Genomic DNA, 13,660 nt, shown 5'->3' on the forward strand with positions numbered 1-13,660 from the left:
AGGTCATTATAGCATATTTGCGTCATTATTGGGTGCTGCTGTAAAAAGAATTCCATGAACATATTGGACATTAGAAGACTGATATTTAAATTTATAAATATACAAAATAGGACAATGGGTGTACTATGTATGTGAATAAATTCGCATGAAGCGTAACCGATAAGAGATGGGGGAATTAAGATTCATGAAGACAAGAAACTGGAAACACCTTATGAAGCTAGTCGTACTGACTGCTGCTGTCAGCGTGACAGCTGCCGGATGCGGTAGCGCAAATCAGGCAGGAAATGCCAAGAATGCAAATACAGGAGCTGCTGCAGCTGCACCTGCTGAGGCTGTTACGATATCGCTGGGACTGCTGCCATCCATCGATGCGATTCCTTTTATTATTGCTCATGAGCAGGGATTTGATCAGAAGCATCAGGTGAACCTGGATATCCAAACCTTCAAGAGCGCGAAGGATCGTGATGTGGCTTTTCAGGCGGGCAAAGTAGATGGCCTCAGTGCAGATCTGGTGGCGATCTCGATCTATAACGAAGCAGGACTCGATGTCAAAATCACCAGCACGACCACAGGTGAATTCGACCTGCTGACCGGAAATGATGAAGTGAAAGAGGTTAAGGACCTTAAGGGGAAGAGCGTCATCCTGTCCAAGAATACCTCCACCCAGTATACTGTCGCCATGATGCTGAAGCAGGCAGGCCTGACAGAAGCCGATATTACCGTAACGGAAGTGCCGCAGATTCCAACTCGTCTGGAGCTGCTTAAGAATAATAAGGCGGATGCGGCTGTTTTGCCGGAGCCTTTTGTAACGATGGGCCGCTCTGCCGGTCTGCGCGTTCTCAGCTCCACCCACAGCGCGGGTGTCAATCCGTTTGTGCTGGCTTTTCCGCAGAGTGCCATTGATGCCAAGGGCCAGGGAATCCGCGATATGTACGCCGCTTATGATGAGGCTGTAGATTATATGAAAACGCACGACCAGTCGGAATATATCGACCTGATTATTAAGGAAGTGGGTTATCCGGACACGCTGAAGAATGAGATTAAGGTGCCGGAGTATCTGCCTGCGAATCAGGTGGATGTGAAGGAAGTGGAGGCTGCTTTTGCCTGGGCCCGTGAAAAAGGACTGCTGACCAAAGATCTGGCGGCTGAAGATGTGATCTCCGATGTCCAGTTTAAAAAATAGCGGTCTCCGCATTCATCAGCTGCATGTAGCTTATCAGAACGGGCAGCTGGCTCTGGGTGAGATGAGCCTGACCCTGCCGGAGCACGGGATTTATACGGTAATCGGCCCCTCGGGAAGCGGCAAATCCACGCTGCTGCGGGCCATTGCCGGACTGCTGTCCGGATACGAAGGAGAGCTGCTGTTCAATGGCAGATCTGTTCATGAGAAGGAGACGCTAATCGGGCTGGTGCCGCAGAATTACGGATTGCTGCCCTGGAAGACGGTCCGGGACAACATCCGGATTGCGATGCGGATCGCCCGTCCCGGCGCGGCGGGCCATACAAGACAGGAGCAGGACCGGCAAATTATGCATTGGCTCGAAGCCATGGGGATCGCCCAGCTCGCCGGCCGGTTTCCGCTCTCGTTGAGCGGCGGTCAGCAGCAGCGGGTAGCCATTGCCCGCGCCTTTGCCATTCTGCCGACCCTTCTGCTGCTGGATGAGCCGTTCTCGGCACTGGATGCCATTACGCGGGAAGGGCTGCAGCAGATTTTTATCGACAACTGGCAGGCGCATCCGGCGACCACGCTGTTCGTCACCCACGATGTGGAGGAGGCCATTCTCCTGGGACAGAAGATTATCATCATGCTGCCGGGACAGCAGGAGCCGCCGGAGATTCTTGATAATGCTGCTGTATTTGCCATGAAGCATTCCGAGAAGCGGGAGAGCGATGAATACTTCATGCAGTCCAAGAGAATCCGAAAGGTAATGATGGAGAAATGGTAAAACGACGGCATATTATTCACCTGCTGCGTCTGCTGCTCGTTTTTGCCGGAATGAATGCGCTCTGGTATGTCGCTTATCTGCTCATGAATCACGCGATTCTGCCTAGCCCGGGTGCGGTCTATAAGTCAATGTTTCAGCTGGGGGCCCATGATGTGGCGCTGAATGTCGGCTACAGTCTGATGCGGATCTTTGAAGGTGTGCTGCTGGCTTTGCTGCTCGGTCTGCTGGCCGGTCTGCTGATGGGCCGCTCTCCCTTCTGGAACCGGGTACTGGACCCGGTCGTCTATCTGACCTATCCCATTCCCAAAATTGCGCTCTTGCCGGTAGTCATGCTCTTCTTCGGCCTAGGAGAAACCTCCAAGGTGCTGATGATTATGCTGATCCTGCTGTTCCAGGTCATTATCTCAGTACGCGATGGTGTGAAGGCCATCCCTGAGAGTACCTATGATGTCCTGACGAGTATAGGTGCCAGCACGATGCAGAAATTCTGGAATGTGACGCTTCCCGGCGCTTTGTCGGTGATCCTTAGTACGATTCGCATATCGCTGGGTACAGCGATTTCCGTACTCTTTTTCACCGAAATCTACGGTACGGAGCACGGCATGGGCTTCTTTATCATGGATGCCTGGCTGCGGCTGGACTACCCTGAGATGTACGCCGGAATTATGCTGTTCAGTCTGGTGGGGTTCGTGCTGTTCCTGCTGGTGGATGTGCTGGATTACAGATTCATGAAGTGGCGGAGATAGCTGTTTAAGCGGGAAACGAAAAACACTTTTTTCAAAAACAAAAAGAAACCGTCCTTTGGTAAAATGGAGGTACCGCCCAACCACTTCAAATAGGATCGATTTCTTTGTATATTAGTCCATGGACCAACAACAGAAAGCAGCGAGTCTCCAATAACGGGAGAGTCGCTGCTTTTTTAACATTTAAAGCTTTTGGAAAATTTAAGAATCTGACTTATTCAAATGGCCGGAGGTCTTACTTTCCGAGCTGCTTGTCGACTTCCTTGACCGGATTCTCAGAGGCATTCTCTTCGGTTTTGACACTGCTCATGAACCAGCCTGTGGCCGCAATAATGATCAGAACGACATAGAAGGTCAGTTTCCACCAGGTGCTGTGTGCGAAGTCTTCGGACAATACACCCAGAGCAGGGTGGGCCAAGGTGATAACCGCGAGCTTAACCCCAACCCAGCCGACGATGAAGAAGGCAGCAACCTCAAGACCGGGACGGGTGTGAAGCAGCTTAACGAAGAAGGAGGCAGCGAACCGCATAATGACGAGACCGATGAAGCCGCCTGCGAAGATTACAAGGAACTGTCCGCCGTCGAGGCCGCCGATGTTGCGGATACCACTTGCCGGAAGCGCAACGGCCAGGGCTACGGCTGCGAGGATGGAGTCTACGGCAAAGGCAATATCTGCTACTTCAACCTTAAGTACAGTGAACCAGAAGCTGGCTTTCTTCTTGTTTACAGCTCCAGGACTTCCGCTCTCAGCGGCTTCTTCCGTGACCGGCTTAGCGAATAAGACCTTTCGGAAGATGTGATTCCCCGCGATAAATAACAGATATAGCGCACCGATGGCTTGTACCTGCCAGATGTCTACCAGGTAGGAGATGACGAACAACGATCCGAACCGGAACACAAAAGCTCCGGCCAATCCGTAGAACAATGCCTTTTTACGTTCCTCATCAGGAAGATGTTTAACCATAATCGCTAGTACAAGTGCGTTGTCTGCGGCAAGCAGCCCTTCCAGTGCTACGAGAACGAGCAATACCCATCCGTATTCTAATAATAGTCCCCAATCCATTGCTGTTTCCTCCTCAAGTGGTTTAGCTGCTTTTTTGCGAAACTAACGGTGATACCATTAGTTTAACCAAAAATATATATAAAAAAGACCTTTACCAAACAGATTAGCCTTTGGAATAAAGGTAACCTGGTTGGTAAAGGTCTCGCTAACAATAATCTATTGCCGATAAAACCGGAGAATATCCTCATACTCTCGTATTGACGATTTTATCTAACAGCTACTCCCCTTTACGGGATTATATGAAATTTTAGGTGATTCGTTTCTGGCTAAAAGTATCATATCCGAGTTAAGAGGCATTGTCAATGCCTTTTGAGAACAAATATCAATAGAAAATGACAGGCCTGAAAACGGAAACATGGTAAGTATGAGTCATATAAGTTGACATATCATATGGCGAAACTGCAAACAAAAGGAAATCAAGGGCGGAATAAGCGTTGGACTAATTGACGATCCCCGGTAATGAAAATATGATGAGACTAATTAAAGCGGCCAAGTGAAGTGAAATGTTAGATAAAATAACATTAACCAAACAAAGGCCATTTGAACCGCAAAACTTAAGTTAATGCTTCCGAAGCGAGTTTTGTACGCAGAATGCGCAGAGAAGCTTAGCTTACAAAACTTAGCGTATGCTTTCGAAGCAAGTTTTACTGCGAAGTGGTTTCAAGGAGCAAATGCTCCGTAAAACTTAAGTTAATGCTTCCGAAGCGAGTTTTGTACGCAGATTGTGCAGAGAAGCTTAGCTTACAAAACTTTCAGGAGGTGGGAAATGATGCAGCCGTCATGTCTATCAAGTGAAGCGGAGGAGGAAATTAGCCGCCACCCTTGCTATAGCGAGGAGGCTCACCGGTTTTATGCCCGGATGCACATCCCGGTTGCTCCCGCCTGTAACATCCAGTGCAATTACTGTAACCGCAAGTTCGACTGTGTAAATGAGAGCAGGCCGGGCGTGGTTAGTGAGGTGCTTACTCCGGAGCAGGCGGAACGCAAGGTACGGGGAGTTGCGGCCCAACTGATGCAGCTCTCGGTAGTGGGTGTAGCCGGACCGGGAGATCCGCTGGCGAACCCGGAGCAGACCTTCGATACCTTCGCCCGGGTCAGGAAACATGTGCCTGATGTCTCCCTCTGTCTCAGCACTAACGGACTTACGCTGTACCGGCATGTGGATGAGATTATGGAGCTGGGCATCCGTCATGTCACGATCACCATCAACGCGATCGACCCTGATGTAGGCCAGGCGATTTATCCGTGGGTGTTCGATGAAGGGGTCCGGTACGAAGGCAGAGAGGCAGCCGGGCTGCTGATAAGCCGTCAATTACTGGGACTTGAAATGCTGGCCAAGCTGGGGATTCTGGTCAAAGTGAATTCCATTATGATTCCGGGGGTTAACGATCATCATCTGACTGCCGTGTCAGCGCGGGTAAAAGAGCTCGGGGCTACACTGCACAATGTAACACCTCTTATTATCGCACCGGGCAGCCAGTATGAAGCGGATGGCCGCAAGGCGCCCCGTCCGAAGGAACTGCTTAATTTGCAGGAGCAGCTGGGCCGCGGGGGGATGAAGGTTATGCGTCACTGCCGGCAATGCCGGGCCGATGCGATCGGGCTGCTGGGCCAGGACCGCAATCCCGATTTTCCGCTGGAAGCGATGGAGGCCGAGCCGGTCATTAATGAAGAAGCCCGGGCGATGTTCCAGAGTGAGCTGGACACCAAAATCCGCGAGCATGTCTTAGCCAAACAGGCCAGACGCATTCAGACCGGAGGGCCGAAGACACGGGTTGCGGTTGCCACCAGAGGCGGCGACAAGGTGAATCAGCATTTCGGTCATGCCACTGAGTTCCTGGTCTATGACACCGACGGAACGGATGTACAGCTCCTGGGTGTCCGCAAGATCCAGGCCTACTGCCATGGGAAGGCCGATTGTAACGGTGACAAAGCAGCTACGCTGCAAGAAATTATATCGATTCTAAGTGACTGCCGCATTCTTCTCTGCTCCGGCATCGGCGAGGCCCCAAGGGCCAGCCTGAACAAAATCGGTGTCCTGCCTCTTGTCCGCAAAGGCGGCATTCAGGAAGCCATTCTCGAAAGTGTGAAGTACAGCTCTTATTTTGAAAATATAAACATTTCGAAGGGATGATGAACAATGAGACAAATAGCTTTCTACGGTAAAGGCGGTATCGGCAAATCGACAACTTCACAAAACACCCTGGCTCAGCTGGCCACCAAATTTGAACAAAGAGTCATGATCGTAGGCTGTGACCCGAAGGCGGATTCCACCCGTCTGATCCTGAATACCAAAGCCCAGAACTCCGTGCTGGAGCTGGCGGCTGAGCTTGGCTCCGTAGAGGATCTGGAGCTTGAGGATGTGCTGCAGACAGGATTCGGCGACATTATCAACGTAGAGTGCGGCGGGCCGGAACCGGGGGTAGGCTGCGCAGGGCGCGGGATTATCACTGCGATTAACTTCCTGGAGCAGGAGGGCGCCTATCAGGATCTGGATTTCGTCTCCTATGACGTACTGGGTGACGTGGTATGCGGCGGATTCGCCATGCCGATCCGTGAGGGCAAGGCCCAGGAGATCTATATCGTCTGCTCCGGCGAGATGATGGCGATGTACGCAGCCAACAATATCGCCCGCGGTATCCTGAAATATGCGACCAGCGGCGGCGTAAGACTCGGCGGCCTGATCTGTAACAGCCGGAATACTGACCGTGAGGATGAGCTGATCATGGAGCTGGCCCGCCGCCTGAACACACAGATGATTCACTTTGTTCCCCGCGATAACATCGTTCAGCATGCCGAGCTGCGCAGAATGACCGTAGCCCAATATAACCCTGAGCACCAGCAGGCGAAAGAATATGAAATCCTGGCCGAGAAGATTCTCAATAACAAAATGCTGACGATCCCCACCCCGATCTCGATGGAAGAGCTGGAAGAGCTGCTGATGGAATTCGGCATCATTGAAGATGAAGAAGCTGCGATCAAGAAGCTCCAGGCTTCCGGGCAATAAACTCTGAGGCGAAGAGAAAAGGAGGGTCAAATCATGGGACTGAGTATTGAAGAGAATCAGAAGCTGGTTGAGGAGATTCTGGAAGCCTATCCCAAAAAGGCGCGGAAGGACCGCGAGAAGCATTTTCAGGTGGCGGATGAAAAGGCCATTGATTGCAGCACGTGTGCGGTGAAGTCCAATATTAAATCCCGTCCGGGTGTGATGACCCCGCGCGGCTGCGCCTATGCCGGCTCCAAAGGGGTGGTCTGGGGTCCGATCAAGGATATGGTCCATATCAGTCACGGGCCGGTGGGCTGCGGACAGTATAGCTGGGGCTCACGCCGTAACTTTGCGAATGGGACGCTTGGCATCGATAACTTTACGGCGATGCAGATTACCAGTGATTTTCAGGAGACGGATATCGTGTTCGGCGGGGATAAGAAGCTGGCCGTCATTATGCGTGAGATTACCGAGATGTTCCCGCTGGCAAAGGGGATCTCTGTCCAGTCGGAATGTCCGGTCGGCCTGATCGGCGATGATATCGAAGCGGTGTCGAAGAAGATGTCCAAGGAGCTTGCGATGCCGATTGTTCCGGTACGCTGCGAAGGCTTCCGCGGGGTCAGCCAGTCGCTGGGCCATCATATTGCGAACGATGCGATCCGTGACTTCGTGATGGGCCGTGCCGAGCTGGCGGAGACCGGTCCCTACGATGTGAATATCATCGGCGACTATAACATTGGCGGCGACGCCTGGGCCTCACGTATCCTGCTTGAAGAGATGGGCCTGCGCGTTATTGCCCAGTGGTCCGGTGACGGCTCTTTGAACGAGCTGGAGATAGCCCACAAGGCGAAGCTGAACCTGATCCACTGCCACCGCTCCATGAACTATATGGTGGACCATATGGAGAAGGCCTACGGCATCCCTTGGCTGGAATACAATTTCTTCGGGCCAACGAAGACGTATGAGAGCCTGCGGGCGATTGCAGCGCTTTTCGATGCTACGATTCAGGAGAATTGCGAGCAGATGATCGCCAGATATAAGCCGGTTATGGATGCAGTGATCCGCAAATACAGACCGCGTCTGGAAAATAAAACCGTCATGCTGATGATCGGGGGCCTGCGTTCCCGCCATACCATCGGCGCTTATGAAGATCTGGGGATGGATATCGTAGCCTCCGGTTATGAATTCGCCCACAAGGATGACTATGAGAAGATGCTCCCGATGCTTGCCGAGGGAACCATTGTCATGGATGATCCCACAGCTTACGAGCTGGAAGAAATTACGAAGAAGATGAACATTGATCTGGTAGGCTCAGGCGTGAAGGAGAAATATGTCTATCACAAGATGGGTGTGCCGTTCCGTCAGATGCATTCCTGGGATTATAGCGGCCCGTATCACGGCTTCGACGGCTTTAAGGTGTTTGCGAAGGATATGGATATGACTGTGAACAGCCCGGTATGGGATCTGGTGAGCAGACGAGGAACAATGGAGCCGAAGGAGGCGGGCGTATGAGCAGGGATGAACTGAACATTAAAGATAATACCAGCTTGTTCAAGGAAGAGCGTTATGTGCAGCAGCGGGAGAACAAGAAGCAGTTCGAAGCTCCCTGCAGCGAGAAGGAGACCGCCGAAGCACTCGCGTACTCCAAGTCTGCCGAATATATGGAGAAGAATTTCAGCCGCCAGAATGTGGTGATCAATCCGCATAAAGCTTGCCAGCCGCTGGGTTCAGTCATGGCCGCACTCGGGTTTGAGAAGACGCTGCCGTTCGTACACGGATCGCAGGGCTGCAACGCCTACTTCCGCAGCCATCTCAGCCGCCACTTCAAGGAGCCAACGCCATCCGTGTCCACGTCCATGACGGAGGATGCAGCCGTATTCGGCGGGATGAACAACCTGATTGACGGTTTGGAGAACAGTGTCGCCTTGTACAAACCGGAGATGGTTGCGATTTGTACCACCTGTATGGCTGAGGTCATCGGGGATGACCTGAACTCTTTTATCGGCAATGCCCGCATTAAAGGGGTGATCAGTGAGGAATATCCGGTGGCCTACTGCAACACGCCGAGTTTCGTCGGCTCACATATCACTGGCTACGATGCCATGATCAAGGGGATCCTGAGCTACCTCTACACCCGTTCGGGTATCGAGAGCAAGCCGGGAAGCGGCGCGGAGAGCGGAGAGAAGCTGAATGTGATGCTGGGCTTTGAGCCGTACACCGGTAACTTTGCAGAGCTGCGCAAGATTCTTGGAGCCTTCGATACCAAGTACACCATACTTGGAGACCACAGCGGGAACTACGATTCACCGGCAACCGGAGAGTATGAATACTACTACGGCGGTACGAAGCTTGCGGATGTTCCGCAGGCAGCCAATGCGCTTGCAACCCTGTCTCTGCAAAAGTATACGCTGAAGAAGACCCAGGAATATATCAGCGGTACCTGGAACCAGCAGCTGGCAGCGTTATCCACGCCGCTGGGCATTAAGGGCACGGATACTCTGCTGGCTACGATCAGTGAGCTGACCGGCCTCCCGGTTCCAGCAATGCTAACGGAAGAACGCGGCCGTGTCGTGGATGCGCTGATGGACAGTCATCCTTACCTGCACGGCAAGCGGGTAGCGCTGGTAGGCGACCCGGATCTGCTTATTGGCCTGATCGGGTTCTGCCTGGAGACCGGGATGGAGCCGGTGCATATTATCTGCTCGAACGGTGATGTGGACTTCAACGAAGTGAAGTTCAAGGACGAAGCCGAAGCGCTGCTGGCAGCAAGTCCGTATGGTACCGAAGCTACTGTGCATGTCGGCAAAGACCTGTGGCATATGCGCTCGCTGCTGCTGAATGACAGGGTGGATCTGACGATTGGCAGCTCCCATCTGAAATTTGCCGCCAAGGATGCGGAGGTGCCGCTGGTGCGGGTCGGCTTCCCGATCTTCGACCGCCATCACATGCACCGTTATCCGATTATCGGGTATCAGGGAACACTTAATCTGCTCAGTCTGATCGTGAACACGATTCTGCAGCAGCTTGATGATCATAACTCCGGCTTCAATTTTGAGCTGGTGCGCTAGAGCCGTTTGTCTGTAGCCATTATAAGAGGATTGGATTGCTAACCTGGCCTTCTCCTCCCCCCCGGAATATGCGGCAGCGGTTGTTGCGGCTGCAGTTCATCCGGAAGGGGCGGCGAAGGGCCGGGATTCTTGCCATCATGGGCACCTGCCGCATCAGGAAGTACGCAAGATTCGTATGGAACACAAGCCTCTCAAGCGAAGGAGATGAAGAGCCGATGGACCCTTTACGGCAAGATGAATTTGATTCCCAGGCTTGCGGGAGTGTAGCGCCTAAGGCGAAGCCCTGTCCAAGGCCCAAGCCGGGTGAAGCTGCTGGAGGCTGCTCCTTCGACGGAGCCCAGATCACGCTGCTGCCGATTATGGATGCTGCACATCTGGTTCATGGACCGATTGCCTGCGCCGGCAACAGCTGGGAGAGCAGAGGCGCGTTATCCAGCGGCCCCTCCCTGTCCCAATATGGCTTCGCTACGGATCTTACGGATTCTGATATTATTTTTGGCGGCGAGAAGAAATTGAAGGACAGCATTGATTATATTGCCGGGCGCTTTGCGCCTCCGGCAATATTTGTATATTCAACCTGCGTGACCGCGCTGATCGGCGAAGATATGGATGCGGTCTGCAAGGAGGCGGCGGACCGGATCGGGATTCCTGTGATCCCGGTGAACAGCCCCGGCTTCGTCGGGAGCAAGAATCTCGGGAACCGGCTGGCGGGGGATGCGCTGCTGCAGTATGTCATCGGGACGGGAGAGCCGGAGCCGGAGACGGATCTCGGGGTGAATCTGATCGGGGAGTACAATATCGCCGGTGAGATGTGGGATATTGAGAAGCTGATGAACAGCGCCGGGATCGCCGTAACCTCGCGGATTACGGGGGATGCCCGCTATAAGGAGATTACGTGGGCGCACCGGGCGAGAGTGAATATGGTGGTCTGCAGCCGGGCGCTGCTCGGCCTTGCCAAGGAGATGGAGTCGAGATACGGTATCCCGTATTTCGAAGGCTCGTTCTATGGTGCGAAGGAGACGACCTATTCGCTGCGCCAGATGGCCTATCTGATGAATGACCGGGAGATGGAGCGGCGTGTGGACCGGCTCACCGAGCGGGAGGAAGCCAGGTTAAGCCAGGAGCTGCGGCCTTACCGCAAGCTGCTGAGGGGGAAACGGGCTGTACTCTATACGGGCGGGGTCAAAAGCTGGTCCGTCATCTCGGCCCTGAAGGAGCTGGGCGTTCAGGTCGTCGGGGTAGGCACGAACAAAAGCACGGAGGATGATGTGCGGCGGATTGCCGACCGCGTAGGAGATGATACGGAATACATTCCCGAGGGCGGGGCCAGCCGGATTATCAAGACGGTAAGAGAGCGCAAGGCGGATATTATGATTGCGGGCGGCCGCAATATGTATGTGGCGATGAAAGAGCAGATTCCCTTCATTGATATTAATCAGGAGCGCCACAAAGCGTATGCCGGATATGAAGGGCTGCTGCGGCTGGCCAAAGAGCTGACCTATTCACTTGCGAACCCGATCTGGAAGCTGGCGGCAAGCCCTGCTCCCTGGGATAAGGAGGCGCCGCCCTATGACCGTTAACCGGAGAAAAAAGCCCGCATCAGTCAACCCGATGAAGATCGGGCAGTCGCTGGGTGCCGTACTGGCCTTGCAGGGCTGCTACCGGGCCATGCCGCTGATTCACGGCTCCCAGGGCTGCTCCGCTTTTCCGAAGGCGCTCCTGACCCGTCATTTCCGGGAACCGATTGCCGTGCAGACCTCGGCGCTGCAGGAGATGGATGTCATCTTCGATGCCAACCGCAATCTGGAGGAGGCGCTGAATCTGGTGCTGAGCAAGCACCGCCCGGATATCATCGGCATTATTGGGACGGAATTGACGGATGTAGCCGGTGTGGATTATCAGAACATGCTTAAGACGTATAAAAGAGAGCGGAATATGCGCGGAGGTCTCGCCTTCTCTGTGGTTCTGCCAGATTTTCGCGGATCGCTGGAATCGGGCTTCAGCTCTACGGTGGAGTCTATGATTGACGAGATGATCCAGCAGGTAGGACACCGGGGGCAAAGAAGCGTGAACACCCGGCAGATTACCCTGCTGCCGGGCTCGTTCTTAACCCCGGCCGATGTGATGGAGCTGAAGGAGATCATCTCCTCCTTCGGCTTCGAGGTGATTGCGCTGCCGGATATCTCGACTTCCTTGTCCGGCCATCTGCTTACCGGCTTCTCGCCGCTGACACGCGGCGGGGTTCCGCTGGACTCTATGCTCCAGAGCCTGCAGTCCGCTTTGACGATTGCCGTGGGCGGCAGTATGGAGCGTCCGGCCAGACGGCTGCATAATGCCATAGGTACCCCGTATAAGGTATTCGAGGGGGCGATGGGGCTTAAAGCAACCGATGAACTGCTGCATTTCCTGCATCAGATCAGCGGGGAGCCGGTGCCGCTGCGGTATTGCTGGCAGCGGGAGAATCTGCTCGACAGCATGCTGGACGCGCATTTTCAATTTGCCGGAATGTCGGTGCTTGCCGCACTGGAACCGGATCATCTGCATTCGGTCTCGGGGTGGCTGGAGGAGCTGGGCGTAGAGCAGAAGGCGCTGATCACTTCGTTTGAGACCCCGCTCATTGCCGGAATGGAGCGCGAGGTGTGGGTGGGCGATTTGGATGATGCCGAGGTGCTGGGCAAGGGGGCTGATCTCTGGATCAGCAATTCCCACGGGATTGCCGGGGCACAGCGGACGGGTGCCGCCTTCATGCCGGCCGGGTTCCCGGTCTGGAATGAGCTTGGCGCTTACATGTCCGTCTCGGCCGGGTACCGGGGAGCCATGGAATGGAGTAATAAAGCAGGGAATCTGTTAATGCAAAGGGAGGCAGGCAGCCGTGAAAGTAGCGTTCGCCACAGATGATGGAAGCCGTGTGAATGCGCATTTCGGACAGAGTCCGATGTTCGCTGTATATAATGTAACGAAAGCCGGGGCCGAGCTGGTGGAGCTGCGCAGACTGTCTGCCGTACCGCACCAGGATGAAGCTGGCAAAATCGAAAGCCGCCTGGATTCTGTAGGCGACTGTACTCTGATCTTCATCATGCAGATCGGCGCATCGGCTGCTGCGCGGGTAACACGCCGGAAGATTATGCCGGTGAAGGTTCCGATGGGCAGCCCTATCGAGGAGCAGCTGAAGCGGCTGGTCGAGATGCTTCAGGGCAAGCCGCCGATGTGGCTGGCCAAGGTGCTGCGGGCAGAGGAAGCGGAAGAGAATGAAGGAGGAGAAGCGAATGGAACCCATGGCTAATGAGCGTGCGGCGCTGCAGGGTATGGTGATTCCGGGAGCTGCGGCGGCGAGGCAGCGCAGTCCCAGAGCACGTAAGGAGCTGAATCCGGAGACCGCAGATGCCCTGATCCGGCGTCTGTGTCATCTGCTGGACGCCGGGGACTTCTTCGGACGTAACAGCAGTCTTCCTCCGCTGGAGAAGATCGCGAAGCTGTTCCTGGCATCTGCCGGGGATAAGGATCAATCGGAATTCAATTGTGCGGTGTCGTCCAAGGTCCGCCAGCAGGTGCCGCTGCTGTTCCAGGCCATGGCAGGCGTTATGGAGGAGAGATGCGGCCTTATGATCCAGAGTACAGCAGAGATTAACGGCGAGGGCTTCGGCCGGGGGCTGCTCTACAGCGGCAGAGTCATTGTGGTGCTTAAGAGCCTGAGGGCCGGCTTTCCCTTCCCGTTCACTTCGGCTGAGAAGACGATTTCGTACGGGGTGGAGTGTATTGAAGAAGGAATGGCTTTTCTGGAGAAATATACGGAGATGACTTCAGCGCATGGCCTGCTTAGCCTGGAGGGCTAGGGAGTAATATGAATTCAGTCA

Annotated in this window: 12 protein-coding genes; 11 read left to right on the plus strand and 1 reads right to left on the minus strand. The window is 54.2% G+C overall.

The features are described from left to right. Positions 1–211: 211 nt before the first annotated feature. From NST04_RS10345 to NST04_RS10355, 3 genes are read left to right on the plus strand one after another with little or no spacing between them, the layout of a single operon-like run. Positions 212–1,183 (plus strand): ABC transporter substrate-binding protein, encoded by a 972-nt coding sequence (locus tag NST04_RS10345; protein ID WP_341184174.1) that lies wholly within the window; start codon positions 212–214, stop codon positions 1,181–1,183. Next, a complete protein-coding gene (locus NST04_RS10350; protein WP_341184175.1) occupies positions 1,164–1,946 on the plus strand; it encodes an ABC transporter ATP-binding protein in 783 nt (260 codons plus the stop codon). The genes NST04_RS10345 and NST04_RS10350 overlap by 20 nt, the downstream gene beginning before the upstream one ends. Further along, the gene (locus NST04_RS10355; RefSeq protein ID WP_341184176.1) at positions 1,940–2,692 is read left to right on the plus strand and encodes an ABC transporter permease; all 753 of its coding nucleotides are present in this window, start codon (positions 1,940–1,942) and stop codon (positions 2,690–2,692) included. Before NST04_RS10350 ends, NST04_RS10355 begins: the two co-directional genes overlap by 7 nt. 232 nt (positions 2,693–2,924) lie before the next feature. Here the strand turns inward: NST04_RS10355 and NST04_RS10360 are convergent, their stop codons facing one another. Further along, a complete protein-coding gene (locus tag NST04_RS10360) occupies positions 2,925–3,752 on the minus strand; it encodes a TerC family protein (RefSeq protein WP_341184177.1) in 828 nt (275 codons plus the stop codon). Between the two features lie 766 nt (positions 3,753–4,518). Here NST04_RS10360 and nifB point away from each other — a divergent pair. The 8 genes from nifB to NST04_RS10400 all read left to right on the plus strand — a co-directional run bounded on the left by nifB (position 4,519) and on the right by NST04_RS10400 (position 13,639). Beyond that, positions 4,519–5,886 (plus strand): nitrogenase cofactor biosynthesis protein NifB, encoded by a 1,368-nt coding sequence (gene nifB, locus NST04_RS10365; RefSeq protein WP_341184178.1) that lies wholly within the window; start codon positions 4,519–4,521, stop codon positions 5,884–5,886. Between the two features lie 6 nt (positions 5,887–5,892). Beyond that, the gene (nifH, locus tag NST04_RS10370) at positions 5,893–6,759 is read left to right on the plus strand and encodes a nitrogenase iron protein (protein ID WP_036695744.1); all 867 of its coding nucleotides are present in this window, start codon (positions 5,893–5,895) and stop codon (positions 6,757–6,759) included. 33 nt (positions 6,760–6,792) lie between these two features. Continuing rightward, the gene (gene nifD / locus NST04_RS10375) at positions 6,793–8,250 is read left to right on the plus strand and encodes a nitrogenase molybdenum-iron protein alpha chain (protein ID WP_341184179.1); all 1,458 of its coding nucleotides are present in this window, start codon (positions 6,793–6,795) and stop codon (positions 8,248–8,250) included. Beyond that, positions 8,247–9,806, plus strand: a complete 1,560-nt coding sequence (nifK, locus tag NST04_RS10380) for a nitrogenase molybdenum-iron protein subunit beta (RefSeq protein WP_341184180.1) — start codon at positions 8,247–8,249, stop codon at positions 9,804–9,806. Before nifD ends, nifK begins: the two co-directional genes overlap by 4 nt. 68 nt (positions 9,807–9,874) lie before the next feature. Then, a complete protein-coding gene (gene nifE / locus NST04_RS10385) occupies positions 9,875–11,386 on the plus strand; it encodes a nitrogenase iron-molybdenum cofactor biosynthesis protein NifE (protein ID WP_341184181.1) in 1,512 nt (503 codons plus the stop codon). Continuing rightward, positions 11,376–12,704 carry a nitrogenase iron-molybdenum cofactor biosynthesis protein NifN gene (nifN, locus tag NST04_RS10390; protein ID WP_341184182.1) on the plus strand — a complete coding sequence of 443 codons (1,329 nt, stop codon included), beginning with the start codon at positions 11,376–11,378 and terminating at the stop codon, positions 12,702–12,704. The genes nifE and nifN overlap by 11 nt, the downstream gene beginning before the upstream one ends. Beyond that, positions 12,679–13,089, plus strand: coding sequence for a nitrogen fixation protein NifX (nifX, locus tag NST04_RS10395; protein WP_341184183.1), 411 nt, complete (start codon positions 12,679–12,681; stop codon positions 13,087–13,089). The genes nifN and nifX overlap by 26 nt, the downstream gene beginning before the upstream one ends. Continuing rightward, positions 13,073–13,639, plus strand: coding sequence for a DUF269 domain-containing protein (locus NST04_RS10400; protein ID WP_341184184.1), 567 nt, complete (start codon positions 13,073–13,075; stop codon positions 13,637–13,639). The genes nifX and NST04_RS10400 overlap by 17 nt, the downstream gene beginning before the upstream one ends. Positions 13,640–13,660: the final 21 nt, after the last annotated feature.

Source organism: Paenibacillus sp. FSL H7-0756 (assembly GCF_038006765.1).
Taxonomy (GTDB): domain Bacteria; phylum Bacillota; class Bacilli; order Paenibacillales; family Paenibacillaceae; genus Paenibacillus_AQ.